Genomic DNA, 26,844 nt, shown 5'->3' with positions numbered 1-26,844 from the left:
CTAAACCCTCTCTGCCCATTTTACGGTCAAGCCGCCCTAGAAGGGCGGGGTTTTAGACCCAAAATTTTCGATAAATCTCAAAAAAAATTAAACAGGCTGAAAAGGTATTCAATCACGCCATTCACCTGCCTTCTGTTGTCCGAGATACATTTTCGAGGTGAAGGCCGGGTTCTCGTTCGTCTCCCAGAACGGGACTGCACCAGAGGCGATCGCCCCGTCCGAGGGTATGAACGCGCCAGTGGGGGTCGGTGTTGGGAAAATCGCTGCGATAGTGACCGCCCCGGCTTTCGGTGCGAAAGGCGGCGCTTTTGAGAATCAATTCGGCGATGTCGAGGAGGTTGCGGGTTTCGCCCCAAGCCAGCAGCGCTGAACCGTCGCTGTCCGCCGCGAGATCGACCGTTCGACCGGGAACGAGGGCGTGGATTTGCTGGGACAGAGAAACGGCGGAAAATTCCCGTTTCCAGGCGGAAATTCGATCGAGCGCCAATTCCAGAGTTTGCGCTTCGCGGGAAATCCCCGCACTCTGCCAGACTAACCGGGGTAAATCGTGACGTAACTGCTCGATCGATCCTTCGAGTCCCTTGATATGCAAGGTTTCCGGTTGGAACCCGGTGGACGGTTCGGTTTCGGCGTCTTCGAGCAGTTCCAGACGGCTCAGTTGCGCCCCGAACACGATACATTCGAGCAGAGAATTACTCGCCAGTCGGTTCGCTCCGTGAACTCCTGTATTGGCGGTTTCGCCCACGGCGTACAGCCCCTCGATGGAAGTACGACCCTGTAAGTCCGTGGCGATTCCCCCCATCCAATAGTGAGCGGCGGGGGCTACGGGAACGGGTTCGGAAAACACATCAACGCCCCACTGACGACAAACATGGGCGATATTGGGAAACCGTTTGTGAATCCGTTCCTCGGGGATCGATCGAAAATCGAGCCAGACGTGGGCTTCGGCGGGATCGGCGCCGGTACTGCGCAAGTAGTTAAAGATCGATCGACTCACCACGTCTCGGGGCGCTAACTCCCCTTGCGGGTGGTAGTCGAAGGCGAAACGGCGTCCTTCCGCATCCACCAAATGAGCGCCCTCGCCGCGCACCGCCTCGCTGATTAAAAACCGAGGCGCACCGGGTTTCATCAACGCCGTGGGGTGAAACTGGAAAAATTCCAAATCCCGCACGATCGCCCCAGCCCGCCAAGCCAAGGCTACCCCGTCCCCCGTACTCACCGAGGGGTTGGTGGTTTTCGCGAAGACCTGACCGCCGCCCCCGGTGGCCAAAATCACCGCCCTGGCTCTCACCCAGCGAATTTCACCGCGATACAGCACGCAAACCCCCTGACAACGCCCAGTTTCGTCGAGCCAAAGGTCGAGGACAAAGGCGCGAGAGACGGGGGTGATGTTGGGACGTCGCGCCACCTGTCGCCCTAAAGTGCTGACGACAGCGCGTCCGGTGGTATCGGCGGCGTGGAGGACGCGACGGCGGGAGTGGGCGGCTTCGAGGGTCAAGGCCAGTCGATCGTCTTGTCGATCGAACGACACCCCCAGTTCCACCAGCGATCGAATGCACTCGGGCGCTCGTTCGGCCAAGAATTCCACCGCCGGCTTGTCGCACAGACCCGCCCCCGCTTTGAGCGTATCTTCCACGTGGAGTTTGGGGGAGTCGTCCGGCGCTACGGCGGCCGCGATTCCACCTTGGGCCCAATCGCTGGCGGAGAGAGGAATTTCGTCTTTCGTCAGTAAGCCGACGTTGAGAGAATCGGGCAAACACAAGGCGGCGTAAAGCCCCGCTGCGCCCGCCCCCACCACGATCGCATCGAAGGCTGAAGGGAGGGTAGGGAGGGACTGAACCTCATACGTCGGTGAACTCACCATTAAAATCGCCCCTTGTGAAATTGTCCAACTGAGTGAAATCGAGTGTTGCTGGCAACTCTCGGAAACCGATCGCGATCGCGATCGGTTTCTATTTAACTCAGTTTACAAGGGGCGTTGGCCGTTTGAAATGTTTTACCGATCGGGAAGGAGATCGACGCGATCTCCAATCGTCTTTTTAGTAAATCCCGTTGTTAATGCGATCGTCGCCTTCGATGAGGAAGGGTTCGGGTTCGGTCACCGTAAACTTATCTAAGTTCGCTTGCAGGATTTCTTTCTGACGTTCGCTCAAGCCGGGAATCTCCAGCACGTCTTCGACGTTTTCGTAAGGAGCGTGTTCGATCACCTTCGTGGCGAGCGTCGGATACATCCCGCGATATTTGCGGAAAGCCCGGAGGTTGGTGTTGTTGAGATCGAGTTTCTCTCCGAAGTCGGTTTTGAGTTTGGCGTCAAAGGAGTTTTCCAGAGACGCACCTTCGTTGGCCATAGCCGGTTGGGGCAATCCGACCCATCCCGCCAAACCGACGAGCAAGCACACTACTGTAAACAGGCGCACCAATCGTTTCATTAATTCAATCCCTCTCTCGATGATATACAAATTTTACCGTCGATATTACCATCTTTAAGGACATCTCTAAAACCCTTATCGGACGGGCGTTGAACGAAATTTCGCCGAAAGTCGTACCGTCGGTCACAGCAGCGGTTAAACTTCGATTTCTTGATAGCTGACGCGCACGAAGGAATCGAGGTCGTCGAAACTTCCGGCGTAGGTGAGGGTGGGGCGATCGTAGCCTTTGAGGATAACGCGGTGTTCTTCAAACAGGTCTCGACTGGCTTTAATGGCGCTGAGATAGTGATAGGTGGTTTCGCCAAGCGCAACGTCTTTACGAAGTTCTTTGGTGGCGGATTCTAAGCGGAAGGCGGCGTTGACCGTGTCGCCGAGGGCGGTGTAATCGGGTCGATCGCCGGTTCCTGTATTCCCCACCATCGCATATCCAGTATTGACCCCCGCGCCGATACGCAGGGGGAACGGAAGCGGATAGCGATCGCTGAGTTCCTGGGTCATGTGGTGGAGTTCTCCCAACGCCTGACAAATCCGTAGCACTTCCTCTTTACTGACCCCTTCGTGACCCACTTCCGGGGCGCTGTGGAACCAAACCGCCATCACCGCATCGCCGATGTATTTATCGACCCAACTTCCCGCCTCGCGAATGATGTTTCCGGCCCGTCGAAACCAGGTGCCGATAATTTCCGAGAGCATGCGTTCGTCGAGTTGGCGGGTTAATACGGTAAAGTCGCGAATATCGACCACCATCACCGAAATCAACCGCCGCACTGACAAGACCGCCGTCGCTCCCGAATCTTCTGTATCGGAATCGTCCGGGTCGGCCATGGTTTTTGTGGGAGAGTAGAAGGTTAATTCTGTTTGGCCGAGGGTGACGCGATCGCCGTTGTTGAGGCGCACGGGAACGCTCACCCGCCGTCCGTTGACAAAGGTTCCGTTGCGAGAGCCGAGATCGATGAGATAAAACTCCCCCAAATCCGTTTGCTGAACCATAGCGTGAGCGCGGGACACCCATCGATCGGGAAGTGTAATCTGATTGTCATCGCTGCGTCCGAAAGTCCAGCAGTTATGTCCCGATAGGGGAAGATAACGCGAGCCAGATTCGGTTCGCAGAATGAGATGGGGGGCAGATTTCCAAGTCACCACAGGCACTCTCTCTACGACAGGTTGGCGGAACAGGGGGAGAGCTACGTCGATCGATCGTTTTGTTTCTTTTTATATTCTGTCGAATCTTCGAGGTTTTGGTTTCGCACGCCCTCGATCGCACCTCGACGCAAAGGATAACAACTCCAACCTAACAGACGGCGCAGGACGCCCGGACGCTAACGGTCTCGACTTGAAGCTCGACAATCGCGATCGCCTGTAAGAGTCTCCGATCTCTTTTTCCCCCAAACGACCTCTAGCGAGAGGTTAACCCGCTTGGCTCAATGCACCCTATTCCCATATTAAGCTGCCAGCGCAGCGAACCAAAACAGTGTATCTACGAAAATCGTACTCAGCACTGCGCCTGAAAACGCCCAACGATGAAGAGAAGTATTCGGCGATTTCCAAGCCGTTCCCAACGGAAGTATCCCAGTGAAAAACAGCAAACTGCCCAAGACGATGGCGCAGCCGATGCCCCAAGGGGTTTGAACTTTGGCGATGGCCGCTTGGAAAATCGGCATGGCGAATTCCGGCTCGACCTGCATTAACTGCCGCCAGTGGGGCATTAAATCGACTAAATAAAAATATACATCGGTGACGAGGGTGCCGAATAAGGAGCCGATGGCGAACCAACTCCCGACGAGGAGGCGTCGGCGACTGATACACCACAGGGGCAGCGGCAACGCGATCAATTCAACTGGGAGGTGAAGGAACGGTTCCCAGCGCAACCAGCCCCAATAAATGGCGCCTGCCAGCCAACTCCCGGCGAATCCCAGGAGTAAATCGCCCCACAGCCAAGTTTGGCGCCGCGAGAGCAACCAGCCGCTCAACCCCACCCAGAACAGTGTCAGCAGCACGCTCGCCCAAGGAAGGTTTCGCACGAGGGGAGCTTCGGCGAACACCGGTACCGACACGAGAAACACCGCAGCGGCAAAGATTTGCCACGCGGGTTCGGCCAGAACGCCCCACCCCGATCGCTTTTCCTCAGACGGTTTCGATCGAGGAGGATAGAGGGTTGGATCGGTGAACGGATAGTACAGCAACGGAATTGTTAACATTTGCAAATTATCTTAATCAACATAACATATCTGCCCTTGTTGACACTCCCACGAATTCTATTCGTGGGATTCTTGGTTCAATCACACAACTTGCCAAACAAGTCACGCACCGCCCCCACCGGGAGATGGGGAGAGGGGAAGCCGTAGGCGCGTATGCCAACCCCTACGGGATGAATTCTCGCCTTAAGATAGGGAAGCCTGGTTTCAGCTTGTCTTAATTAACGCCGATGAACCAACTTAAAACGCTCTTGTTCGTGAGTACCGCTGCGTTGTGCGTAGCGATCGCCCTTCCCCTCAACGCCACCCCTGACGCCACCGCCGAACTCGTCACCTGGACGCCCGATGTCTTTCAAGCAGCGGTTTTGGGGATGGTGCAGGGGTTGACGGAATTTATTCCCATCAGCAGTACCGCTCATCTGAAAGTGGTTCCGGAATTGCTGGGATGGGGCGATCCCGGTTCGGCGTTCTCGGCGGTGATTCAACTTGGCAGTATCGTGGCGGTGTTTGGATATTTCTGGCAGGATCTCGTGCAAGTCGTTGGCGGTTCGATACGGGCGATTTCGGAATCGGATTACGACAGCCCAGATTTTCGGATTGCGTTGGGGATTGCTGTTGGAACTTTGCCGATTGTGATAGTCGGTTTATTGGTTAAATTCGTTTTTCGGGAGTTTTATGAAGATAACGTTCGCAGTTTGGCGGTGATTGCGATTGTTTCGATCGTGATGGGCGTTTTACTCGGTTTAGCGGAAAAATTATGCCGTCACAAACGAGGATTTCAAGCGCTTTCTGCTAAAGATGGAATTCTCATGGGATTGGCTCAAACTTTAGCTTTGGTTCCTGGTGTTTCCCGTTCGGGTTCGACGATTACGGCGGGGTTGTTTATGGGATTGGAACGGGCGACCGCCGCAAGGTTTTCGTTTTTGTTGGGACTTCCGGCGATTACGTTGGCGGGTTTGGTGGAATTAAAAGATGTTTTTGAAACTAGCGGCGAAGTGGGTTGGATGCCGTTAGCGTCCGGTTTACTCTCGGCTGGGGTCTTTTCTTATCTTGCGATCGCCTGGTTAATTCGTTTTTTACAAACAAGAAGTACTTGGATTTTTGTTTGGTATCGCGTAATTTTTGGAATTTTTATTTTAGTGGTTATGCGAAATAATTTATTCTCGTAAATTATGCAATTTGTAGAAAATTGGTTGGGTGGAGCTTGCGGAACCCAACAAATACCCGTTTTGTGAAACCGAAATCCCCCTTCAAACGAGCTTGTTTAAAAACCTCTTCACTCCAGAGAAACAGAGGACACAGAGAGTTTTTTTGGCAAGAGATGAGAATGGAATCCAGAAACCCGGCTTTTGTCAAAAAACCGGGTTTCTCATCCCATCATCCCATCATCCCATCATCTCATTATCTCATTATCCCATCATCTCATCATCCCCTCACCATTCCCGCGCGAAGGCAGAATCGGGATCGGGAGCAAACGCCAACCAGAGGGGGAATTGCAACAGAGACAGATTTAGTTGACTTTCTGACTCGTCGATAATAACAAGAGGCATCAACCCCGATCGCGCCAAGCGATCGGCTCGTTGCGCCAAGGGTTCGGGAGCTTCAAACAACGCCACACCGCGATCGGGACCGAAATCGGTGCGTGTAATTCCCAAACAGTCTTGTAAGCCGCGACGCCATTCCCCGAGGCGTTCGGGAGCGTTCGCTAACACCAAGGTTCTCAGCCGTTTTCCGTAGAGAACGTGCAGAATCGAAATAATCGCTGAGGCGATGAGGATGTTCTGTAAACGGCTGTTGGTGGATTTCAGCGCACCTCGTCCCCCTTGGGTGAAGAACCAGTTGGAAACGCGCTCGGCGTGAACTGGCTCGAAGGTGCGGCGAAGTTGCCACGGGGGACCGTAGTAATCTGGGTTGTTGCGATATTGTTCGAGGAGTCGCCGGATTGCGCGACGTTGTTCTTGGAAGCCGCGATCGGAAAATTGAGGGGATGCGGCGGCGGGTTCTGCGGGTTCCCGTTTTGGCTGCGGCGGTGGGGGTGCGGCGGCGGGTTCGGGAGGCGCGAGTTCGAGTTGTTCGGCGGCGACGGACAAGTCTTGCAGGCTTCCGACGAGGTACTCTTTGAAGCCTTGTAGCCGAATGGCTAAGTCTTGGGAGGCTCCGGCGAAGGTCGATCGCATTTCTTGGCGAATGCGCTCTTGGCGGCGTTCGAGTTTTTCGATCGATATCTTAAGCTGTTGTTTGCGTTTTTCGAGTTCGCTGAGTCCTTCTTGAATCAGTCGTCCTAAATCGGCTTGTAATTGCGCTTGAGAGTTCAGCAGTTCGGCTCTGGAGGCTTCGAGTGCTGCAATGTCTCGGCGCAGTTCTTCGGCTCGTTGTTCGAGGCGATCGACCTCTGCGGCGACGGTGTCGCGATCGGGTGCGATCGGCGTCGGTTCCAGATTCACCACGGGATTCGCCGCTGCTGCGGTTTCCTCTGAGGGGGGTTCGGCGTCTTCGGGTTGGCTTTCTGGTTCGCGTTCCGGTTCGATGGTGGCTTCGATCGCTTCGCCTGCGACAGGTTCCGGTTCTACGGATTCCGGTTCTACGGATTCCGGTTCTACGGGTTCGGCTTCCACCGCAGCCTCGTCAGAAGACGCCTCGAGGTCGATTTCCGTGGCGGCTGGGGGTTCTTCTACCGCGTTCTCGTCGGCGTTCTCGTCCGACTCCACTGAAGCAGAAACAGAAGAAGAAGTTGGTTCGATCGCAGGGGAGTTCGTCTCAGTATCCGACGGTTCGATCGGATCGTCGTCAAAAGGATCGGGAATTGCTGGAGATTCGGGAGTTTGATTTTCTTCGGGATTCATCGAAGCGTTTTTTCAAATAACAACAGCACCGCATCAGAACGCCGCTAAGCCTTGGGACAGCGTTGTTCGAGACAGGCGCGTAACGTACTGGCGTCGAAGAGAACGGGTAGGAAGTGGATGCTCTTCACTTCGCGAAAATAGAACAGAATGGGGACGGGTTGCCAGAAGATTTCCCAATTGAGCCATTCGCGATAGGGAAAGCGGCGAATCCGCTCGTTCGATCGATAGACATCGAGATCCGTTTCGGTGAATCTCAGTCGAATCGTCGCCGCCTGCACCATCAGAAACAGTCCGAATAACGCCACGACAGCGGACACCCACACTTGGACGAGTAACAGGGGAATCGCCGCTAACACCAAAACCGCAGGAATTGCGTAACTTGGCGAGAGTTCGATAACTTGCGTCGGTTGGATTTGGGGAGAAGAGACCGTCACGGTTCGAGTACCTCTTGCTGATCGGGGGAGATGAGGAGATGAGGAAATGAGGAGTTGAGGAAGAGATGAGGAGAAAGTGTCCCGATCGTACCATCACCCCATCACCCCATCACCTCATCACCCCATCATTTTAATGGGGAATCTCGATCGCCTGCTTAGGCTTTCGGCTGTACCCAGACGCGCAAGCCCTCGACCCGCAAAGATTTACCCCGCGTTCCACAAAACTGTCCGTCGGCGTAAACGGGAGTGTCACCCATGTTCTGGACGTGGGCGGAGTAGCAAATGCTGTATTTGCTGGCTTCGGCTCCGACTAATCGCACGGCGAACCCTTCGAGTTGGCGGTTTTCGCCTCGGGTTCCTAGATATTGTCCTGCTGACATCCAGGGGGTATCGCCGACGCCAGCTAAGTGCGCCATGTACTCGAGGTTCAATCCGGCGACGGGAGAGGCGAAACTGAGTTGCAAGCCTTCGATCGCTTTCGATTGACCCCGGGTTCCGGCGAATTCTCGCGCCCCGAACTGTCGATCGCCCAAGCCTTGGATGTGAACCAAAACGTTGAGCGCAACGGTTCCACCGGGTTGGTTTTCAAGTCCCAGACTCTTGGCGCCGAAGACGATTAACGGTTCGTCGTCGGAGGGTTCGGCGGAGGGTTGGGCGGCTTTTTCCGTGGCGTCGCCCCACATCAGTAAGTCTTCGCTAGGGGAAGCGGGTTTGGGTGTCGCTGCGGCTGGGGTGGCGGCGGGTTGGGGTGGGTTGGTGGCGACGTAGAGTTTGCCTCGGGAGGCGGCGATCGATACCGCTTGACCGAAGACTTTCACCAGGGTACTTTGCAAACTCGACCATTGGGCGTCGGTGAGGTTGTCCCCCTCTTCTACGGCTTTGAGGAGTTGCGTGACGGGATGTTTGCCCGTCAACAGGTCGTTTACGTCCGGCGGTAAGTTGGCTTCGGAGGCGTTTTCGACCTGGGTGCGAAACTGGCGCACTTGCTGTTTGTATTGCGCCAGGGGCGGAAATCCCGGTTGGTCTTGGTGGTCCAGGGCCAGGAAGCGATCGAGCAGATTCATGGCCGAGGTTTTGGGATCGCGGGCTGCGGTAGCCTGTTGTTGTTGCAACAGGGTTTTCAACGCCCCTAACGTAGTGCTGTCGGTGACGTTACCGAGTTGGGCGATTTCGGATTCGAGGGCTGTTAGTCGATCGAGTAACGCTTTCGGATCGGGTTTCATCGTTAAAATATCCAGAAAGTAAAATATCCAGAAAATTTCCAGAAGTTCGGAGAATGCTGGCCGCCGGGACGGTCGCCGCTGTCAGAAAACGCTTATCAGAAAAACGCTTAAAAACGTTTGCGACTTAAAACGTTCGCGAGAAGCTATTTTATCCCGTCGGCGACCGTCTCCAACCGCTCCTAAAACTGCGGAACCCCCGGATAAGCCTTCGCCTTCGGGTGAACGCCTTCGCCACAAGTGCGCGGCGTCGGGAAAATCTTTCCAGGGTTCGCCAGTCCTTTGGGATTGAGGGCGTCTCGTACCCATTTCATGGTTTCGAGATCGGCGTCCGTAAACATCTCCGGCATATAACAGCGTTTGTCTGCCCCGATACCATGTTCTCCGGAAATCGACCCTCCTGCTTTCACGCAGAGTTTCAAAATTTCGCCGCCCACTTCTTCGACTTCTTCGAGTTGTCCTTCCACGGCGTTGTCGTACAAAACAAGCGGGTGTAAGTTACCGTCTCCCGCGTGGAAGACGTTGGCGATTTTGTAGCCGCTGCGCTGGCTGAGGGCTTCGATTTCTTTGAGAACTCCGGCTAACTGGGTTCGGGGAATCACGCCGTCTTGGACGTAATAATCAGGACTCATGTGTCCGGCGGCGGCAAAGGCGGCTTTGCGTCCTTTCCACAGTTTGGCGCGGGTTTCGGCGTCGCGGGCGGAAGTCACGTTTCGCGCCCCGTTTTGGCGGCAAATTTCGGCGACGCGGCGCTTGTTTTCTGCCACTTCTACGTCTAAGCCGTCGAGTTCCACCAAGAGAATCGCTTCGGCGTCGCGGGGATAGCAACCTGTGGCTACCACGTCTTCGACGGCGTTGATGCTGAGGTTGTCCATCATTTCCATTCCCGCCGGGATAATGCCGGAACTGGTGATGTCTTCGACGGCACTTCCGGCGGCTTCGATGCTGGTGAAGTCTGCCAGAACGACGCAGATGGCTTCGGGGGTTTTGAGGATTTTTAGGGTAATTTCTGTGGCGATGCCGATGGTACCTTCGGAACCGACAAATAAGCCCGTGAGGTCGTATCCTGGCATTTCGGGGATTTCGCCGCCGAGTTGGGAAATCGATCCGTCGGGAAGGACTACGGTTAAGCCGAGGACGTGGTTGGTGGTGACGCCGTATTTCAAGCAGTGGACGCCGCCGGAGTTTTCGGCTACGTTGCCGCCGATCGAACAGATAATTTGACTGGAGGGATCGGGGGCGTAGTAAAATCCGCCGCCGCTGACGGCTTGTGTCACCCAGTTGTTGATGACGCCGGGTTGCACGACGACTCGTTGGTTTTCGTAGTCGATGTGGAGGATTTTCCGCATTAGGGCGGTGACGATGAGAACGCAGTCTTCGACGGGTAGCGCACCGCCGGAAAGTCCGGTTCCGGCACCTCGGGCAATCCAGGGCAGGTTGTAGCGATCGCAGAGTTTGACGGCTTCGGCTACTTGTTCGGTGGTGCGGGGAAGCACCACGAGGGCGGGTTTTTGGCGATAGCTGGCTAAACCGTCGCATTCGTAAGTCAGCAGTTCTTCTTTTCGCCGGACGACGCTGTTTTTACCCAGGATTTCTTCAAAGGCTTTGGCGATGCGTTTCCAGTTGTTTTTTGGGGAGGATTTGAGGGATAACATGGTTTTTTATGGGGACTTCACCACAGCGTCACAGAGGACACAGAGAGGTTATTTTGTGGGATTTTAAAGTTTCGATCGAGTCGATATTTTTGTATTTTATGATGAATTTCTCGTTTTTGGTAGTGTCGGCGTCAGATTAGGCAATCGACCCCATTGATTTTAAGTGTTAAAAAATATAAGGATTTTTTAAAAATTTATACTTTCAAAAATGAAATAATAAAAATATATTTTTAGGAGTCGATCGATTGCTGTTTGTTGTTGAAATCAGCACGAAAAAAACGTTATGGTTGTTCGATTTGGTCAACGTTATTACAGTCCTAATCGTGGAAGTTGCGTCGAAATCCACGAAGAATTACGATCGCGTCGATAAGTTTGATTACTATTGTTCTTTACCCAGTTTTCAGGAATATCTACTCGTAGAACAGTGTCGCTGGCGGGTGTTACAGCACTTGCGACAGGAAGGCGATCGATGGCTCTTGAGCGACTTTGAAACTCAAAATGATGTCATAACGTTGGCTTCGCTGAATTTGCCCCTGGCGTCGAGCGATATTTACGCTGGAGTAGACTTCACTTTGTCTGAAGAAGGAACGGATATCCGTAACGAAAATACGGGAAGAGTCGGGTGAATTCCCAGATCCCCGGCATCTTGGAGATGCCGGGGATCTGGCACGATCTCGCACTTTCCTTTTAAAAAACCCCTACCAAACGCGAATGACGCTGGGAATTTCCTTCACGTCGTCGAGTTGGGAAATCGCCTCGAGTGCGTCGCGGAAATTGCCCTCGCGAACCTGGTGGGTGACGAGAACGATTTCGGCGAGGTTGTCTCTCATCCCAGTTTGAACCACAGATTCGAGACTGACGCCGCGATCGCCGAAACAGGTTCCCAAACTCCCAATCACTCCAGGGGAATCCTGCGTCAACACCCGCGCGTAAAACCGACTCACCGAGTCTTCCATCGGCACGATCGAACAGTAATGTTGGTGCGTGCTACTCAACAAGGGATGGGGAATCGGTTCGGTTTCTGTCTTCAAAATCGCCGCGATGTTCATCATATCTGCCACGACGGCGCTGGCGGTTGCCCCTTCTCCGGCACCCGGACCGAAAAACATCACCTCTCCGAGGGGTTCCCCTTCGACTAAAATGGCGTTGAAGACGCCATCGACACTGGCCAACGGATGGGATTTCGGCAGCAGCGTCGGATGGACTTTTAAGGCTAACTGTTGCGGTGTGTCGGTGCTGGGATCTTCGGGTACGTCTTCTTGGGCGATCGCCAACAGCTTGATGACGAAATCCAGTTTCTCCGCGTAGGCGATATCGGCGGCGGTGACGTGGCGAATTCCCTCACAGAAGACTTCTTCGAGTTTAATCCGTCCGCCAAAGGCGATCGAAGCCAGAATAGCAATTTTATCGGCGGCGTCTAACCCCTCTACGTCGGCGGTGGGATCGGCTTCGGCGTATCCCAGCTTTTGCGCGTCGGCGAGAACCGCCTCGAAATCTGCTCCCTCGTTCTTCATCCGCGTCAGGATGTAGTTCGTCGTTCCGTTGACGATTCCCGTAACCCGCTTGATGCGGTTGACGCCAAGGGCTTGTTTGAGGGGTGCAATGACGGGAATTCCGCCACCGACTGCTGCCTCAAGCATGACGTACACGCCTTTTTCGTTGGCGGCGGCGAAGATTTCGTCGCCGTGGCGAGACATGACGGCTTTGTTGGCGGTGACGATGTGTTTTCCATGTTCGATCGCTTTGAGAATCCACGATCGCGCGGGTTCGACGCCGCCAATCAACTCGGCTACAATGTCGATTTCTGGATTGGTTACGATCTCGTCGAAATCAGTGGTGAGAACGGAGGGCGGAAACTGAATGTCGCGGGGTTTGTCGAGGGTTCTCACGCCCACTTTCGCGATTTCTAATTCCCGCATGAGGGGATGGCGCCCCTCTGGAGCGGTTAAAATTTTTGCCGTTCCCGTGCCAACTGTGCCTAATCCAAGTAAACCGACTTTATATGTCACTGTTCGCTGAAACGCCTCAATTCGACTAATTCGACTCCTTCGCCATCTCGAGCTGTAGATTTTCCCTTCGATGGGATTGAAACCCCCTCGAAACCGGAACGACTCGTGGCTCTGTTTGGAGAGTTCGCGCTCGATCGACCCTCGTGAGTCTGCAAGAATTCTACCCCAATATGGAAGTCTCGAACCTCTGTTTGGGGTCGATCGCCTCGGGTTCGGGGTGAAGTTTGACTGAGTGTCTGGCGCTGGCTCGTTCGCCTGCAAGCTACAATGTTTCGGCGTTCTTTGTTGTTGACGCTATTCTTGACGCTGTTTTTGACGCTCCTTTTATCAGTTATGTCCGAGACTTCCAAACTTCGCGTTTACGTTCCCCCCCATCCTCTGATTCAAAACTGGCTCACTCTCTCGCGGGAAGCTTCCACGCCGACGCCGCTGTTTCGCACGGCGATGAAGGAATTGGGGCGCTGGCTCACTTATGAGGCGATTCGGGAATGGCTCCCGGTACAGCAGGTGATGGTAAATACGCCGTTGGCTCCCTGTGAGGGGACGATGGTTCGATCGGAGGTTCCCTTGGCGATCGTCCCCATTTTACGGGCGGGTTTGGCGCTCCTAGATGGGATGCAAGAGGTGCTTCCGGCGTCGTCGGTGTATCACTTCGGGATGGTACGCAACGAGGAAACTTTGGAGGCTCACTGTTATCTCAACAAACTCCCCGAACGGTTTCCCGATAATACTCATGTTGTCATCAGCGAACCGATGTTGGCGACGGGGGGAACCATGACGGAAACGATGGCGCAGTTGACGCAGCGGGGAATCGCCATCGAACGGGTGCGCGTGGTGTCTGTTGTCGCTGCACCGCCGGCGTTACAGCGGTTGAACGAGGCTTATCCGGGGTTGGTGGTGTACGCCGCCACGATCGATCCTCAACTGGATGAGAACGGATTTATCGTTCCGGGGTTGGGGGATGCGGGCGATCGCACCTTCGGAACCTGATGGCGAAACCCGTTGGGACTCTACGATCCCCGCCGGACAAGGTAATCTAGAATTAGAGGAATTTGGAGATAGGTTAGGTCATGAGCGATCGCAGTGGTTTTACGGGTGGATTTTTCGCCGGTGCCGTTTTTGGTGGCGTTCTCGGCGGTGTCGTCGGCGCGTTGCTGGCGTCTCGTCAATCTTCCGATACAACGGCGAACACCGACGAGCCTCGATCGCTTCCGGAAGAGAAAACCGGCGGCGAACGGCTGACGAGCGGCGAAAGTATGGAATCGGCGCGGCGCACCCTCGAGGATAAAATCGCGCAACTCAACGAAACGATCGACGACGTGCGCGAACAGCTTCATGTTGTTAACGGAAGCGCCCCTCACGAGAGCGAAACGCGCCCGCTTGAGGAGCGTTAGCACTCCGCGACAGGCGACGCTCGTGGGAACCGAACCTCTCACTTCAGTGGCGATCGAGTACACTGGATAAAAGTGAATTGCCCACTTCACCCTGTCCATACGCGAGTTCAGTCTTTAAAATTATGTCTTCGATCGTTCTGTTGCTGACGCAAACGTTGGTTACGTTCTTAAATATTTATTTTGCTCTGCTGATTATTCGGATTCTGCTCAGTTGGTTTCCCAATGTCAACTGGTACGATCCCCCGTTCTCGATTCTCTCTCAACTCACCGATCCCTATCTCAATCTCTTTCGATCGATTATTCCTCCCCTCGGTGGCTTGGACTTTTCCCCCATTCTCGCCATCCTACTGCTTCAAGTGGTTCAATCTCTGGTCCCTTCTGTCTTGATGCAGTTGGTTTAGACGGACTTTCGATTCTGGAGGCTGAATCCTCTTTCCCCAGTTCGATCGAGGCGGCGGTTCGGTTCCGCCTCTTCTTTTTTCTCCTTTTTTCAATTTTTTCCCCAGCCCTCGATCTCTGTTGGGGCGCATACTGTTCAACCCAGTTGGGCTGAGGAGTTCTCGCAGGATTCTCAAAACATCCTATCCACTCTCACGCATTTCCACTCTCACGCATTTCCACTCTCACACATTTGTTGGTCTTGAGTGTTGAATAAAAAATCAAGTACATGGGCGAACGACCCATTATAGAATCAATTCTATTCTAACCCTCACGCCCGAAGAAGTCAACCCCCATCGAGGGATGCCGGGAGTTGAATAAAAAATCAATAATCTCAATTAACGGCGAACGCGCCCCGTAAACCCAGAAGCTTTAAACTGTTCGAGTTGAAGGGGAAGGGGTTGGTTCGCCGCCACCATAATTTGTAACTCAAAATCGCTGACACCGGGAGGCACTTCATCGATGGAACCGAGTCGGGTACGGTTAGGAAGAACGTTATTGTGGTTGGCGTCGTAAATGCGTCCGAAAATATCGGCGTTGACGACAGGTTTACCGGATTTATTTTCAGCTTTTCCGGTAACGATAAAACAGTTCGCCGACTGAATCGAACCGCTCACCACTGCGCCTTCAGCCAGTTCTGGCGGACATTCATGATAGGACAAATCGGACAGTTCCACCGGAACCAAGGCGAAAGCGTTGGGCGTCCACAGCCAAGATAGCAGAACCAGGACGCCGGTGGCGGCGATCGCTTTTAACCTTTGGAAGTTACCCATATAAGTAATGTGAGGATAGCGTGCGATCGCCAGTGTATCGCGAATCCGGGGAGGAGGAGAAACGGTCAACTCTCAACAGTCTTCACCACCGCCACCCCAGCAACCGCAATCCCCGTTTGAAGGCGTAGCGAATCGACTCGGCGTTAAAATAAACCGCCATCGATCGCCATCCTTGGCGGCGAATTTTGCGAACGTAAAACCCGACGGTATAGAATCCGTCTCGCAGACGGCGTCCGAAAAAACGCTTCTGAACGCCTCCGAGATCGACGCGAATACCGTAGCGATTGTAATTACTGGCGTTGAGGGGATTGAGTGGCGTGAGTCCTTTTTGTCGCGCCAAGGCGGCATACTCGAGTCCCCGTCGGGTTTTGGGGTGAGTATCTTCTTCTATCCACTCCCACATCAGCCAAGTGGTTCCCGCTGCAAAAAATTCGGCGACATCTCGCGTCACTCCCGAGGCTTTGAGATAAATGCCCACGGGAATTTCTCCCCAAGGTCCATGTTGCCAGACAAAATCCGGATCGAAAAAGACTTTGAACGCCACAACTACCCTGTCGTCAATTTGTAGCCGCACAACTCGTCCGATCGCCCCAGCTCCGGCGTAGCGCACGTCAACGGTGACGTCTCCGCGATCGCTGAGGAGGGTAAACCGAGCGTTGGGCTTGTTGTGACGGCGAACGTATTCGGCTAAATCGTCACAAAACTGGCGCAATTTTTGAGGGGTGAGCCTACCACGCGATCGAGAATTGAGGCGGGAAACTCGCCGAAATACAGCGGGTAGAGGGCGTTTTTACAGAGTCGGTGAAACTCCCAGGCTGAGAGCAGTTTGGTTTGGGCGATCGCTTCGATTTTAGAGATTCGCTTTTTGGTTGTTTGTATCGATTTCAATTTTATTTGGGCGACTTTCGCTTTATTTTTGGTACTTTATCAATTTTATGTTTTTATATCCTTGTTGGGGATTTGCTTTTTGTGGGACTTATCTAAAAATAAGCCCGACATAAAAACGAGGCAATAAAAAACATATCACCAAAACATAAAGTTCGTTACTACAGGCAATATAGAGATTTTTCTTGACAGACCCAAAAAAAACTGAGGCTTTACCGAATAGCCAATAGATTGTATTTAGTATGATAAAAACTCAATATCGTACCAACAAAAAATGAAAGGTTGGCTGCTTCTCGGATTGGCGATCTTGAGCGAAGTCGTGGCCACGACTTCCTTAAAGTTCTTTGCCGACACTGAAAATCGGATGACTATCGTCTTTGTCGTTCTCGGATATATGGCGTCATTTTCCCTGTTATCGAAAACCTTGAAATATATTCCGTTAAGCATCGCTTATGCAATTTGGGCGGGATTGGGAATGGCACTCATGGCGTTAACGGGAGCTTGGCTGTTTAAGGAACCGCTGACGATATTTCATCTAATTCATCTAATAGGTATAGGTTTCATTATCGCTGGCGTCATCACCTTGAATTTACTCGCTTCGAGCCATTAAAGTTTCTAGCGAAGCCGTCGATATTAGGGGGACAGTCGAACTTCCAAAAATCGGGATTTCAACACTTCGATTTTGCCGTCGATTTCTTGCCATTCTTCATCCGATAAAGGGCGAAGCTCGAATTCAATATCATAACATTCCCGTGCGGCGTCGATCAGGGTAGAAACGATCGCATCGATCGCAGCATCCGAGTTAAAGTCCTCACCTGCGACGCCTGCAAGTCCAGCGGGAAGAGACACCGACTCGGGAGATACCCCAAAGACACGATCGAACAGTTCCCGAGGCGGCGACAACTGCATCGAACCATGTTGTAACACCGCCTTCCCTCGTCGCAGTTGGGCGCTTCCGATAAACTTTGCCCCTTCCGAGGTGACTAAATCCGCTCCCGTCGCCGTGGCGAAACAACTGCTGCGGCGGGCGTATTCACTGCGATCGCGATCGCCGAAACGCAGCGGAAGCCCCAACCGACGCCACCCGAGACTCAAAAACTCGCAAAGCCGTCGATACACCTGCGATCGCGTACCCGGAATTCCCGAAGTGACGATGGCGTAAGTCAAATCTCCTCCGTGCAGCACCCCCCGTCCTCCCGTGGGACGGCGAACCAACGACACCGGTTGACCCTGCCACTGTAACCCGTGCCAAAACTGAGGATAGCGCCGTTGGTGATAGCCCAGAGAAATCGTCGGATGCGACCAAGTATAAAAGCGTAGCGCGGGCGGATGGTTGCCCTGTCGGTGTCGATCGAGCAACCATTCATCCACGCCCATTTGAACCCAACCCGGCCCGTGAAGCCGGGGAATCAGTCTCCAAATCGTTGGTTTAGGCTCCAAACTCTTCTTGTAAGGCTTCGTCGTTATCGTCAGCGATCGTCGCCACCACCGTAATGAGACGAGAAATCTCACTGGGATTGAGATCGGCCACCGTGCGAGAGGAGACCACCACCACGCGACCGTCGGCGATCGCAAAACAGGACTCGAACGTACTGCCCCAGTTCATCTGAAGTAGGCGTTGCATTAACCCGGCGTCGTCCTTCGTGGGAAGCTTCAGAACCGGCGACCACACCGTAAACATATCGTCTTCCGTGTCTCCCGTCAGTTGCACGAAGACTTCCACACTACCGTACTTAAATTTCCAGGCGTAGCCACCGTCATCGTGACCCACCATCACCTTTTGGTCTTCCGCCAGACTGGCAATGACTGTTTCGATTTCTTGGGGATAGTCGATCGCGTCGCTATCTTCGGTTAGTTCGTCGAGGTTCAGTTCTTCATTATCGAACGTCACGTCTGCTTACCTCCAGTTTCCGTTGCCAAAACCACTGTATCTTCTTCAGGAACCGTCTGACTACACAGAGAGAGGGGGAGAGGAGGAGATGGGGAGAAACTATCAATTATCTCATCATCCCCTCATCCCCTCATCCCCTCATCCCTCTTTCCGGGCAATCCAATATTTGCTCATGAAGTGAACCTGGGTTCCGATGTCGGTGAATCCGGCGGTTTCTAAACGAGCCGTCATGTCATCTTCGGTGTAGCTGCGATAGTAGGGTTCGTGGAAGGTAATGGGGAAGTTGTGTAATAGGGGGGCGAACTTGGGTTCGTCGTCTTTTTGAATCGAATCGCAAATGACGAACGTGCCACCAGGTTTTAAGACGCGATAACACTGGTCGATAACGTTTTGACGGGCTTGGGGCGGGAGTTCGTGGAACAGGAACACGCAGGTGATAGCGTGGAAATAGTCGTCGCGATAGGGCAGGTGTTCGGCGTTGGCTTGGCACAGTTGCGGTAAGGCTTCGGGTAGTTCCGAAAGCTGTTGGTTGGCTTTGCGAAGGTAGTCCGGGGATAAGTCAGTGCCGTGGAGGGACGCTTGGGGTAAGGTGTTGCGCAAAAACCGCAGGGTGCGCCCGGTTCCGGTAGCGACGTCTAACACGCGCTGTTGGGAGGGGCGAACGTCGCTGAAGTGGTGCAGTGCCGCTTTGATGGGGGCGAGGACGCGGCGTCGCATGGCGTCGGCGGAACCGTTGAACAGCAGTTCCACTTGTAAGTCGTAGAGGTTGGCGGAGAGATCGCTGAGGTAGCCGTTGGTTTGGTGGTGGAAGTTTTGGACGTAGTATTTGGGATAGTCGGTAGTGTCGATGTGGGCGTCGAACTGTTGGTACTCTTTGCGGCCGAGTCGTTCCCAGATTTGGGGCAGGTCAAACCAGACGAGGGGATAGTATTGGAAGAAGTCCGCCCAGGGGTTGTCAAACAGGATTTCGGTGGGGTACACCCCCCGTTCGGCGTCTTGCCAGTCGATTTCCTGTAAACGCTCGATGCTGCGTTGCAGGTGTGCCAGGACTTCAGGAGACAGCGGTATGGTTTTGTCTTGTGGTTGCGGTGCTACGAGTTGTCCGATTTGGTGGCTCAGGGTTTTGTGAGCCACGCCGAAATAACTCTTTCCTTGTTGGAAGGCTTGGTAGGTGAGTTGGGTGAGGGTGTCGGTCATGGTTGCGCTGTCAAACGAACGAATCAAATATTAATTAATGTAACAACCGACCGTCCGACGAGGAAGAGCGAATGTTGGACTCGGCTGACTACGGGGGAGGAACAGGCCGTTGAGAGGACGGGGAAAACTGTCTGGCGAGTTTTTCGATCGAGTTTGCTAACTTAGAAGAACATCTGGCAGACGTTGGGAGCGATCGAAGTGCCGCCAAATCTCACGCCCACTCCAGCCTTCGAGATCGACGACAGCGACGAAGGCGGCTTAGAGCTAGGTCAAGTTGTCGGAGCCTTGCGCCGACAGTGGTTTTTGATTGTCGGCATGACGGTGTCGGTAGCGGCGGCTGCCACGATGAAAGCCCTCAACGACGTTCCGGTTTACGAGTCGAAATTTGAGATTCTCACGCAGCCGATCACCATCGAGAGTAAGGTGATTTCGTCGGTTTCAGAAACCTTGACGAGCCAGCAAGACACCCCGGCGCAAATCGGCGCGGCGCAGTTGGCGGTTTTGAAAAGTCCGAAAGTTATCGAGCCGATCGTGGTCGAGTTGCAGGGGAAATATCCCCAGATAAATTATCGGGCGATCGTCAACTCCCTCAAGGTGCAACCGGCGGGGGATATTCTCGAGGTGTCCTACACTCACACCAATCGCGAGTTGGTGACGGACGTTTTAGAGTTGGTGTCTGATGCGTTTTTGGAATATAGCTTGGAAGAGCGGCTCAGCGACATCCGACAGGGGATCGAGTTCGTGGAAGGGCAGCTTCCGCAATTGCGCGATCGTGTGGAAATCCAACAGGAACGCTTGCAACAGTTGCGCCAACAACACAATATCGTCGATCCGGCGACGCGAGGCGGACAAGTGACGACGCAAGCGGGAAATTTGGAGCAACAACGGCTCGATTTACAACTGCAATTGCAAGAAGCCAGGGCGCTGTACGAGGATTTACAGCAAGAGCTGGCGACGCCTCGCATCGAAACGGCGTCTTCGTCGGTGTTGAGCGGAAATGCCCGCTATCAGGAACTTCTTGGAGAGCTTCAGGGGATCGATCGAGAAATGGCCATCGCCTCGGCGACGTTTTTACCCACGAGTCCGGAAATTCAGCAGTTGCAAGACCAACGACAGAATTTAATTCCCCTGTTGCGACGGGAAGGGGAACGGGTACTGCGGGAACTGGAAACGCAAATTCGGGAACTCCTCGATCGCGATCGCACGCTGGCGGCGGAAATCCAACGACTCAACAGCGAAATTAAGGAACTTTCGGGGGTGGCGCGGGAATACACGGACATTCAACGAGAACTCGACATCGCCACGCAAAATCTCAACGAATTTCTCGCCAAACGGGAAGCCTTCCGCATTGATGCCGCCCAAGAACAGGTTCCCTGGCAGCTCCTCTCGGAACCGGGAAAACCCCGTCCTTCTTCGGCCAGTGCCAAGAAAAACGCAGTCATGGGGGCGGCGTTGGGGATGTTTTTGGGCGTCGGGTTGGCGTTGTTGGTCGATCGCCTGCGTAACGTGATTTACACCAGTAAAGAGGTCAAGTCTATTTCTCGTTTACCTCTGTTGGGCATTATTCCCCTCGACAAAACCTTGAGTTTGGAGGCGCAACTTTCGAGCCAGGAGAAACACGAGCGCCAGTGGCGGTTGTCCTCTCCGGCGTTCGAGGCGTTTTGTTCGCTGTATACCAACATTCGTTTGCTCAATCCCGATACCCCGGTTCGATCGCTCACGGTTTCGTCCCCCTCCCTCGGAGACGGAAAATCCACCATCGCCATTCATTTAGCCCAAGCCGCCGCCGCCATGGGACAGCAGGTGTTACTGGTGGATACAGATTTGCGACATCCGAGTTTACACGCTCGCTTGGGATTGGCTAACACCCGGGGATTGACTGACGCCATCGCCGATAGCCATCTCGAAGTCTGGGACGCCATCGAACAATCGTCTTTAGAAAACAATTTGTTCGTCCTTCCCGCCGGGCCGATTCCGATCGATCCGCCGCGCCTACTGGCGTCTCAGAAAATGCAGTTGTTGATGGAACAGTTACAGGCAAAATTTGAATTGGTCGTGTACGATTCGCCGATCGTCTTGGGATTGTCGGATACTCACTTGTTAGCGGCACGGACGCAAGGGGTGGTATTGGTGACGGGGTTGGGCAAACTCAAACGGCCGTTTTTGGAACAGTCGTTAGAGGAGTTAAAAAGTTTGGGGACGCCCCTTCTCGGAGTGGTCGCCAATCGCGATCGCGAACCGCCTTCGGAATCTTCGACGTTCTACAAACGGTATGCCAAGGAACAGGTAACGAACGCCATCACGGAAATGTCAAAAGACGAAGAAGATCGTCCGGTTTTGTCGTTTTTAAAAAAAATTAAAGGCGGATGAGTTGGGAGGCGCTCGCAGCTTTCATCTTTCTTCTGTACGTCCAGCAACGGGGTATCTCTGCTGTATCCAAGGACAGTCACATCCGCGATATCTTCAAGATGCCGGAAATCTAGAGAAAAAATCTAGAGAAAAAATCTAGAGAAAAACGCCTCTCGATCGCCCCAACCGATAAAACTCTTGCGTGTCTGTTTTTTTGATATGAAACGTTCTTGCGATCGCTTTTTTTTGAGGCACTTTTTCCTAGCTCGACCGTTCGATTTACCGTCGCGGTTTCGACCGTCGTTTTTTGGAGTGTTGGCAACCCTTGCCAGCTCGATGGTTGTTGGCGTAGTGGCGGAAGTTCGCGCATCGGAACCGCCCAGTTTGCCCTATTTTGACGAAGAGATCGACATCGATCTCGAACCCCTCGAAAACAACCCAGAAAACAACCCAGAAAACGAGAACGTTTTACCGTCGATTTTGCCCGAATTCGTCCCCGACTCACCCGTGGAGTTTCCCGAACCGAGGCGATCGCCTCCCGAACCCGAAATCGTATCGCCACCGAAAACCCCCACCTACACCCTTGGAAGTGGCGATCGCCTGGAAATTACCATTTTCGGCGTTCCCGACTACAGCGGCGAGTACACCGTTACCCTAGAAAACACCCTCAACCTTCCCGTTATCGGCATCTTGGAGGTGGGCGGTCTCAGCCTCCGCCAAACCCAAGCCTTAATTTCCGAACGCTACGCCCGCATTCTGCGCCGTCCCATCATCACCGTCGATCTCGTGGCGCCCCGTCCCCTCCGTATCGCCGTTTCCGGGGAAGTCAGCAGCCCCGGCGCCTATACTCTCGCGGCACCGGGGGGCGGCGGCTTTCCCACCCTCACCCAAGCGTTACAAACAGCGGGGGGAATCACGCAATCGGCGGATTTGTCCCGCGTGCAACTGCGGCGCAATACGCCCGAACCGCAAACGATGGTACTGAATTTGTGGGAACTGATTGAAAACGGCGATCTCGATCGCGATCCGGTTCTCCTCGACGGCGATCGCGTCGTGGTTCCCACCCTGGAAACCTTTGAACCGGGACTCTCGCGGCGCTTAGACGCCACCAACATCGCCCCGGACGCCGCCGAACCGCTACAAATTGCCATCGTGGGAGAAGTGTTCCGTCCCGGGCCTCACACGGTGGCGGGAAGCGGGACGCCGCCGACGCTGACCCAGGCGATTCAAACGGCTGGGGGAATTACGGCGTTGGCGGACATTCGCAACGTTCAACTGTACCGACGCACCCAAGCGGGGATTCAAACCATCGAACTGGATTTGTGGGAGATGCTGCAATCGGGGGATCTCGATCGCGATCCGATTTTGCAATCGGGGGATTCGATTTTAGTCCCCACGGCGATCGAGATTCCTGCAGAAGAAGCTCTGGCGATGGCTTCGGCCAGTTTTTCCCCCGACACCATGAGCGTCAACGTCGTCGGGGAAGCGGTACGCCCCGGAACGATTCAGGTTCCCCCCAACACGCCCTTAAACGAAGCCTTGCTGGCGGCTGGGGGCTTCGATACCTCTCGCGCTCGCAGTCGCATTACGCTGATTCGCCTCAATCCCAACGGAACGGTGTCTCGCCGCCGAATTTCGGTGGATTTTGAGGATCGCGTCAACGAGGACACCAATCCGATTTTGCAGAACAACGATATTATCCTAGTCGGACGCAATACCTTTACGGCGGTGTCGGATACGTTGAGTAATGTGGTGCGTCCGATTGGGAATCTGTTTATTTTCGATCGCTTTTTCCGCTTGTTTAATTTCGGAGGGGGGAATTAGGCCTCAACCCCCTCCGCCGCCCTGTTACAGGAAATGCCGCTACGGGAGTTCAATCGTCGAACCAGCTCGATCGCCAAGCGGATTCGGCTTCGATAACCGCCCGTTCCCGTTGTTTCTTCTGATAGGCTTTCCCGAGTTTAATGAGTTGGCTCGAAAGCTGACGCAGGCGATCGCGCTGGCTTTTCACTTGCGTATCGGCGAATTCGATTTCCGAGAGGCGCAGGTGAACCGTCATCAGCTGCAGGACGTTGGGGGAACTCGACTCGTCCGGGGTGTCGGCTTCGACGAGCAAACTCAAAACGTTCGGCGGTCCGGAAACGCTTTCGGAGGTCGCTTCCGCTTGGCTGGCGGCTTCGAGGAGCGGCGGGGGCAGATTGGGCGGTAAGATTTTGTATTTTCGGAGCAGTTGGTTAATTTGATTGGAAATCGTCGCCAAAATCTGCACGATGCCCGCTTCGAGGGTTTGCTGCCACCGCAGTAGAAATTGCGGGGTCATCGGCTGGTATTGCGACAGGCTGGGAATGCTTTCGAGACTGTCCGCATCGATGAGAGACAGCTCGATTTCTTGAAATTCTTCAGCGAAGAGATCCTCGTCCTCGTCGTCTTCTTCTTCGTCGTCGAGAGGGGGGTCGTCCTCGTTCTCCTCCGAAGCGGAAAATTCGTTTTCCTCGAAAGGGGAATCGTCCTCATTTTCTTCGGAAGCCGTTTCTTGCAGTACTCGCAACATGGCGCTAATCAGGACTCGTTGCAGCAGCGGTTCGGCTTCTTTGGCGATCTCCCGCAATTTTTCTTGAAATGCCTGTCGCTGGGCAAACGACAACCGCAAAAACGCTTCGGGATAGCTATGGGTGCAAAGGTGGTAGGTGGCGAGAATCGATTGCTGGCGGATCGCCTGTCCCAAAACGGTTAAATAGTCGGTGTAGGTGCGATCGAACCCTTGGGCGAGGTCGGCGATTTCCTCGTTCAATCGTTTGAGATCGTTATAAATTCGTTCGGTCGATCCACTCATCGAAAATTTCAGTTCGGACGACAACTTGACAAACCGCCACCAATGAGGTAATAAACTCCAGACGGTTAGACGTTAAGCCAAATGGCTGCTAGGGGGGCGGCGGCGGCGAAGGACGCGGTTCGCCTCCGGTCTCGAGGGGTTTCACCTCGTCGAGAATCCCGTTTCTGAGAAAATACCGCTGTCAGAGCGAGACTCGATGCCTGTCCTCGACCGTTGCGATCGAGCAACGCCGTGTTTCGGCTAACCCACGCTCTCCGAGCAACCGAACGGCAACCACAAACGACTATCTTAACATTAAAGCCCGCACGTCAATAAAGAAGGTCTGGCGGGTGGTCAGAACCTCAAGCTGTGCGTCGCTCTCTAGAGACAGTGGATTGGGGTTGAACTGAAATATTTCGTGCTATCCATCGCGATCGACCGCGTGTCGGCCAGGAACCGGAAACCTTGCCACAGTTGCCGCTCGTCCAACACCGACAGGATGTCCTCGAACACGAGAAAGACCTGCTCGAGGGCGATCGCATCCAGCCAGTCTCGGATAGCGAGATGCCTAGCGGTCGAACCGCTTCTTGCCAAAATGAGAATTGCTGGGGTTTTGAATCAGAATTTGTGCGCGCGCAGTACCTCCGCATCACAGAGATAGGTAATGCCCGAATAATCTTCAAAAAACCGCTCTGCGACCTCATCAGAAATCTTCACGGCCACATCCCGATTAGCGGTGAGGACTTCGATCTTGACATTCGAGTAGGTGTCGGAAACGCTGGGTTGCCCCGACGAGCGCACGTTGCGGCTGCCTTTACCGCCAGCCTCCATCACCGTGTAACCGGTCGCCCCGGCTTCGTCGATAATCTTGACGATCTTTTTCAGCAGCAACTTTTCCGTGACGATGACGAGCTTAGTGGCTTGCTGGGTCATGTGCCTTACCTCTTGATGCGTTCTGTTGTGACGATTCAAGACAATACTCTATGGTTTTGCCTTGAACCATACCTTTAAGTTTATGCTTTTAAGTGTATGCCAAAGATCGGCGAATCCACTACCCTTTATTGACTCAGATTAACCGAAGCATTTTATAAACAACACTTATCCTTTGGCGCTATGACATCTTACCCCACTAAACCTAGCAGCGAGAGCGGGGGATTCCGAAATCGTGGGGGTTTTCGCAACTGCCCGAGTCCGGGCGAGCGGCAGGCACTCCATTAAGTCTGACGTTAGCTCCACAGACTGATACGGCGTTGGCTGCTCGCTGCCTTGCGGCTAACCGTTCTCTCAAAAGCTCAGCTTATTAATACGCAGTTTTTGAGCATCTGGGGGAAGACAAAGCTTCGCATCCGGTTGTTTTTTTTGAACCGTGGAAGACCCGAACGCTTTAACTGCCATGACTCCCAGGCGGCTTCCAGGTTTCGGATGACTTGTTGAAGAACCATCGCGTTGACAGTCTTTAATCGAGGGTATTCAGCTTTGGCCGCAGTCAGGGACTTGCACTGCCGCGCATAACTGGGAAATGGCGCATCCGCTGGCAAGATGTATTCGGTCCGAATCGAACAGGCCTTCACGGGCGACTTTCGGGAATTTAGCCAATCCTTACGCTCGCGCAGGGCAAAGTTCCAGACCTGGCGGCACAGATCCAAAATCTGTTCGAGGTCTGAAACCTGCTCCGCCGTTGGCTCTAGCTTGAATTCCCACGTCAGGTTTAGCATGAAACTCTCTTAGCTTAGGAAATAAATATTTGTTTCCTAGGCTTAAGCGAACGACTCTCTCCCGTCGCTTCACCACCCCCCAAGCCTTCGGCTATGGGCGGAGGACTGCGACGGATCTTGGTAGAGCCTAGCAGCTACGGCAAATCTAAGTATATACTTAAGAATATCGTTTAAGGCAAAAACATAGATATATATCTATGAGTATCTGTTTTCTGTTCGCCATCAATGTCAGGTTGGAGTACCCCAGTCTCGACTCCGTGAGACATTCTCCATTCACCGCTAGATCTGACTTCCACTGGAAGCGAATCGGTCAGTTCACTGCTTCCAAGGTTCGACTTCTCTACCGTGCAACGGGCTTGCTGGTCATCCCCCTATAGCCCCTTTGCCAAGGGGGGTTGGGGGGGATTGTGGGGAGATCGAACTCCCGCAACGGACCTTTGTTTCCTCCTCCACCTGCTGCGCGAGGTGGGGGGCATTTACAAGGAGTTTTTGATGAACAAGTTTGACCCAACTAAACTGCGGACAAAATTGGACAACACCAGCGAAGGCTGGCTTGTGCAAGTCTATGGGCGCGATCGCCGCCTGCTCTGCGTCCTCGAGTCGTC

Annotated in this window: 26 protein-coding genes and 1 pseudogene; 8 read left to right on the top strand and 19 right to left on the bottom strand. The window is 53.8% G+C overall.

All coding sequences use genetic code 11. The features are described 5' to 3' along the window. Positions 1 to 121: 121 nt before the first annotated feature. The 4 genes from nadB to ACP5D4_RS14005 all read right to left on the bottom strand — a co-directional run bounded on the left by nadB (position 122) and on the right by ACP5D4_RS14005 (position 4,627). Complete coding sequence (gene nadB / locus ACP5D4_RS14020) at positions 122 to 1,864, bottom strand: L-aspartate oxidase (protein WP_428012241.1); 1,743 nt, start codon at positions 1,862 to 1,864, stop codon at positions 122 to 124. A 175-nt stretch (positions 1,865 to 2,039) separates the two neighbouring features. Then, positions 2,040 to 2,429 carry a photosystem II complex extrinsic protein PsbU gene (gene psbU, locus ACP5D4_RS14015; RefSeq protein WP_428012240.1) on the bottom strand — a complete coding sequence of 130 codons (390 nt, stop codon included), beginning with the start codon at positions 2,427 to 2,429 and terminating at the stop codon, positions 2,040 to 2,042. A 135-nt stretch (positions 2,430 to 2,564) separates the two neighbouring features. Further along, positions 2,565 to 3,572, bottom strand: a complete 1,008-nt coding sequence (locus tag ACP5D4_RS14010; protein ID WP_428012239.1) for an FHA domain-containing protein — start codon at positions 3,570 to 3,572, stop codon at positions 2,565 to 2,567. Positions 3,573 to 3,871: 299 nt separating this feature from the next. Beyond that, positions 3,872 to 4,627 carry a DUF3120 domain-containing protein gene (locus ACP5D4_RS14005; protein ID WP_428012238.1) on the bottom strand — a complete coding sequence of 252 codons (756 nt, stop codon included), beginning with the start codon at positions 4,625 to 4,627 and terminating at the stop codon, positions 3,872 to 3,874. A 227-nt stretch (positions 4,628 to 4,854) separates the two neighbouring features. On the opposite strand from ACP5D4_RS14005, the gene ACP5D4_RS14000 reads away from it, so the two are divergent. Further along, positions 4,855 to 5,793, top strand: coding sequence for an undecaprenyl-diphosphate phosphatase (locus tag ACP5D4_RS14000; RefSeq protein ID WP_428012237.1), 939 nt, complete (start codon positions 4,855 to 4,857; stop codon positions 5,791 to 5,793). Positions 5,794 to 6,057: 264 nt separating this feature from the next. On the opposite strand, the gene ACP5D4_RS13995 is transcribed toward ACP5D4_RS14000, so the two are convergent. The 4 genes from ACP5D4_RS13995 to glcD all read right to left on the bottom strand — a co-directional run bounded on the left by ACP5D4_RS13995 (position 6,058) and on the right by glcD (position 10,776). Next, the gene (locus ACP5D4_RS13995; protein WP_428012236.1) at positions 6,058 to 7,467 is read right to left on the bottom strand and encodes a DUF3086 domain-containing protein; all 1,410 of its coding nucleotides are present in this window, start codon (positions 7,465 to 7,467) and stop codon (positions 6,058 to 6,060) included. A 44-nt stretch (positions 7,468 to 7,511) separates the two neighbouring features. Next, positions 7,512 to 7,901, bottom strand: a complete 390-nt coding sequence (locus tag ACP5D4_RS13990; protein WP_428012235.1) for a DUF3119 family protein — start codon at positions 7,899 to 7,901, stop codon at positions 7,512 to 7,514. Positions 7,902 to 8,056: 155 nt separating this feature from the next. Beyond that, on the bottom strand, positions 8,057 to 9,124 hold the full coding sequence (locus tag ACP5D4_RS13985) for a hydrogenase (protein WP_428012234.1): 1,068 nt from the start codon (positions 9,122 to 9,124) through the stop codon (positions 8,057 to 8,059). A gap of 179 nt (positions 9,125 to 9,303) precedes the next feature. Next, complete coding sequence (gene glcD / locus ACP5D4_RS13980; RefSeq protein ID WP_428012233.1) at positions 9,304 to 10,776, bottom strand: glycolate oxidase subunit GlcD; 1,473 nt, start codon at positions 10,774 to 10,776, stop codon at positions 9,304 to 9,306. A gap of 245 nt (positions 10,777 to 11,021) precedes the next feature. Here glcD and ACP5D4_RS13975 point away from each other — a divergent pair, with 245 nt between their 5' ends. Then, the gene (locus ACP5D4_RS13975; protein ID WP_428012232.1) at positions 11,022 to 11,402 is read left to right on the top strand and encodes a Uma2 family endonuclease; all 381 of its coding nucleotides are present in this window, start codon (positions 11,022 to 11,024) and stop codon (positions 11,400 to 11,402) included. A gap of 72 nt (positions 11,403 to 11,474) precedes the next feature. Here ACP5D4_RS13975 and ACP5D4_RS13970 read toward each other — a convergent pair whose 3' ends face one another. Then, complete coding sequence (locus ACP5D4_RS13970) at positions 11,475 to 12,785, bottom strand: homoserine dehydrogenase (RefSeq protein WP_428012231.1); 1,311 nt, start codon at positions 12,783 to 12,785, stop codon at positions 11,475 to 11,477. Positions 12,786 to 13,118: 333 nt separating this feature from the next. On the opposite strand from ACP5D4_RS13970, the gene upp reads away from it, so the two are divergent. The 3 genes from upp to ACP5D4_RS13955 all read left to right on the top strand — a co-directional run bounded on the left by upp (position 13,119) and on the right by ACP5D4_RS13955 (position 14,580). Next, a complete protein-coding gene (upp, locus tag ACP5D4_RS13965; RefSeq protein ID WP_428012230.1) occupies positions 13,119 to 13,775 on the top strand; it encodes a uracil phosphoribosyltransferase in 657 nt (218 codons plus the stop codon). A gap of 80 nt (positions 13,776 to 13,855) precedes the next feature. Next, entirely contained in the window at positions 13,856 to 14,179 is a 324-nt protein-coding gene (locus tag ACP5D4_RS13960; RefSeq protein WP_428012229.1) for a hypothetical protein, read from the top strand. Positions 14,180 to 14,301: 122 nt separating this feature from the next. After that, positions 14,302 to 14,580 (top strand): YggT family protein, encoded by a 279-nt coding sequence (locus ACP5D4_RS13955; protein WP_428012228.1) that lies wholly within the window; start codon positions 14,302 to 14,304, stop codon positions 14,578 to 14,580. 375 nt (positions 14,581 to 14,955) lie between these two features. Here the strand turns inward: ACP5D4_RS13955 and ACP5D4_RS13950 are convergent, their stop codons facing one another. The 3 genes from ACP5D4_RS13950 to ACP5D4_RS13940 form a co-directional block, all read right to left on the bottom strand. Then, on the bottom strand, positions 14,956 to 15,390 hold the full coding sequence (locus ACP5D4_RS13950; RefSeq protein ID WP_428012243.1) for a hypothetical protein: 435 nt from the start codon (positions 15,388 to 15,390) through the stop codon (positions 14,956 to 14,958). Between the two features lie 82 nt (positions 15,391 to 15,472). Next, a complete protein-coding gene (locus tag ACP5D4_RS13945) occupies positions 15,473 to 16,102 on the bottom strand; it encodes a hypothetical protein (RefSeq protein ID WP_428012227.1) in 630 nt (209 codons plus the stop codon). Continuing rightward, positions 16,078 to 16,278 (bottom strand): hypothetical protein, encoded by a 201-nt coding sequence (locus ACP5D4_RS13940; protein ID WP_428012226.1) that lies wholly within the window; start codon positions 16,276 to 16,278, stop codon positions 16,078 to 16,080. Before ACP5D4_RS13940 ends, ACP5D4_RS13945 begins: the two co-directional genes overlap by 25 nt. A gap of 271 nt (positions 16,279 to 16,549) precedes the next feature. Between ACP5D4_RS13940 and ACP5D4_RS13935 the strand changes: the two genes are divergently transcribed. Then, positions 16,550 to 16,885, top strand: coding sequence for a DMT family transporter (locus ACP5D4_RS13935; RefSeq protein ID WP_428012225.1), 336 nt, complete (start codon positions 16,550 to 16,552; stop codon positions 16,883 to 16,885). 23 nt (positions 16,886 to 16,908) lie between these two features. Here the strand turns inward: ACP5D4_RS13935 and ACP5D4_RS13930 are convergent, their stop codons facing one another. The 3 genes from ACP5D4_RS13930 to ACP5D4_RS13920 form a co-directional block, all read right to left on the bottom strand. Next, positions 16,909 to 17,715 (bottom strand): lipoate--protein ligase family protein, encoded by an 807-nt coding sequence (locus ACP5D4_RS13930; protein WP_428012224.1) that lies wholly within the window; start codon positions 17,713 to 17,715, stop codon positions 16,909 to 16,911. Next, positions 17,705 to 18,145: a YbjN domain-containing protein gene (locus ACP5D4_RS13925; RefSeq protein ID WP_428012242.1), complete on the bottom strand. Its 441-nt coding sequence runs from the start codon at positions 18,143 to 18,145 to the stop codon at positions 17,705 to 17,707. The genes ACP5D4_RS13930 and ACP5D4_RS13925 overlap by 11 nt, the downstream gene beginning before the upstream one ends. A 159-nt stretch (positions 18,146 to 18,304) precedes the next feature. Continuing rightward, complete coding sequence (locus ACP5D4_RS13920) at positions 18,305 to 19,363, bottom strand: class I SAM-dependent methyltransferase (protein WP_428012223.1); 1,059 nt, start codon at positions 19,361 to 19,363, stop codon at positions 18,305 to 18,307. A gap of 198 nt (positions 19,364 to 19,561) precedes the next feature. Between ACP5D4_RS13920 and ACP5D4_RS13915 the strand changes: the two genes are divergently transcribed. Beyond that, complete coding sequence (locus tag ACP5D4_RS13915) at positions 19,562 to 21,733, top strand: GumC family protein (RefSeq protein ID WP_428012222.1); 2,172 nt, start codon at positions 19,562 to 19,564, stop codon at positions 21,731 to 21,733. A 315-nt stretch (positions 21,734 to 22,048) separates the two neighbouring features. Next, positions 22,049 to 23,536, top strand: coding sequence for an SLBB domain-containing protein (locus tag ACP5D4_RS13910; RefSeq protein ID WP_428012221.1), 1,488 nt, complete (start codon positions 22,049 to 22,051; stop codon positions 23,534 to 23,536). A 49-nt stretch (positions 23,537 to 23,585) separates the two neighbouring features. Here the strand turns inward: ACP5D4_RS13910 and ACP5D4_RS13905 are convergent, their stop codons facing one another. From ACP5D4_RS13905 to ACP5D4_RS13890, 4 genes and pseudogenes are all read right to left on the bottom strand, one after another. Beyond that, a complete protein-coding gene (locus tag ACP5D4_RS13905; protein ID WP_428012220.1) occupies positions 23,586 to 24,545 on the bottom strand; it encodes a hypothetical protein in 960 nt (319 codons plus the stop codon). 360 nt (positions 24,546 to 24,905) lie between these two features. Then, positions 24,906 to 25,118, bottom strand: coding sequence for a hypothetical protein (locus ACP5D4_RS13900; RefSeq protein ID WP_428012219.1), 213 nt, complete (start codon positions 25,116 to 25,118; stop codon positions 24,906 to 24,908). Between the two features lie 24 nt (positions 25,119 to 25,142). Next, positions 25,143 to 25,457: a P-II family nitrogen regulator gene (locus tag ACP5D4_RS13895; RefSeq protein ID WP_428012218.1), complete on the bottom strand. Its 315-nt coding sequence runs from the start codon at positions 25,455 to 25,457 to the stop codon at positions 25,143 to 25,145. A gap of 383 nt (positions 25,458 to 25,840) precedes the next feature. After that, a pseudogene (locus ACP5D4_RS13890) lies at positions 25,841 to 26,239 on the bottom strand (RNA-guided endonuclease InsQ/TnpB family protein); the annotation flags it as partial. Positions 26,240 to 26,844 lie beyond the last annotated feature (605 nt).

The sequence above is a fragment of the Baaleninema sp. genome (assembly GCF_049974805.1).
Lineage (GTDB): Bacteria > Cyanobacteriota > Cyanobacteriia > Cyanobacteriales > Geitlerinemataceae > Baaleninema.
This window is presented reverse-complemented; position numbering and strand designations above follow the sequence as displayed.

What these genes read in the sequence shown, in the direction of transcription:
- nadB (WP_428012241.1), bottom strand. Translation starts at nt 1,864, where the DNA reads ATGGTGAGTTCACCGACGTATGAGGTTCAGTCCCTCCCTACCCTCCCT.
- psbU (WP_428012240.1), bottom strand. Translation starts at nt 2,429, where the DNA reads ATGAAACGATTGGTGCGCCTGTTTACAGTAGTGTGCTTGCTCGTCGGT.
- ACP5D4_RS14005 (WP_428012238.1), bottom strand. Translation starts at nt 4,627, where the DNA reads ATGTTAACAATTCCGTTGCTGTACTATCCGTTCACCGATCCAACCCTC.
- ACP5D4_RS14000 (WP_428012237.1), top strand. Translation starts at nt 4,855, where the DNA reads ATGAACCAACTTAAAACGCTCTTGTTCGTGAGTACCGCTGCGTTGTGC.
- ACP5D4_RS13995 (WP_428012236.1), bottom strand. Translation starts at nt 7,467, where the DNA reads ATGAATCCCGAAGAAAATCAAACTCCCGAATCTCCAGCAATTCCCGAT.
- ACP5D4_RS13985 (WP_428012234.1), bottom strand. Translation starts at nt 9,124, where the DNA reads ATGAAACCCGATCCGAAAGCGTTACTCGATCGACTAACAGCCCTCGAA.
- glcD (WP_428012233.1), bottom strand. Translation starts at nt 10,776, where the DNA reads ATGTTATCCCTCAAATCCTCCCCAAAAAACAACTGGAAACGCATCGCC.
- upp (WP_428012230.1), top strand. Translation starts at nt 13,119, where the DNA reads ATGTCCGAGACTTCCAAACTTCGCGTTTACGTTCCCCCCCATCCTCTG.
- ACP5D4_RS13960 (WP_428012229.1), top strand. Translation starts at nt 13,856, where the DNA reads ATGAGCGATCGCAGTGGTTTTACGGGTGGATTTTTCGCCGGTGCCGTT.
- ACP5D4_RS13955 (WP_428012228.1), top strand. Translation starts at nt 14,302, where the DNA reads ATGTCTTCGATCGTTCTGTTGCTGACGCAAACGTTGGTTACGTTCTTA.
- ACP5D4_RS13950 (WP_428012243.1), bottom strand. Translation starts at nt 15,390, where the DNA reads ATGGGTAACTTCCAAAGGTTAAAAGCGATCGCCGCCACCGGCGTCCTG.
- ACP5D4_RS13935 (WP_428012225.1), top strand. Translation starts at nt 16,550, where the DNA reads ATGAAAGGTTGGCTGCTTCTCGGATTGGCGATCTTGAGCGAAGTCGTG.
- ACP5D4_RS13920 (WP_428012223.1), bottom strand. Translation starts at nt 19,363, where the DNA reads ATGACCGACACCCTCACCCAACTCACCTACCAAGCCTTCCAACAAGGA.
- ACP5D4_RS13910 (WP_428012221.1), top strand. Translation starts at nt 22,049, where the DNA reads ATGGTTGTTGGCGTAGTGGCGGAAGTTCGCGCATCGGAACCGCCCAGT.
- ACP5D4_RS13905 (WP_428012220.1), bottom strand. Translation starts at nt 24,545, where the DNA reads ATGAGTGGATCGACCGAACGAATTTATAACGATCTCAAACGATTGAAC.
- ACP5D4_RS13895 (WP_428012218.1), bottom strand. Translation starts at nt 25,457, where the DNA reads ATGACCCAGCAAGCCACTAAGCTCGTCATCGTCACGGAAAAGTTGCTG.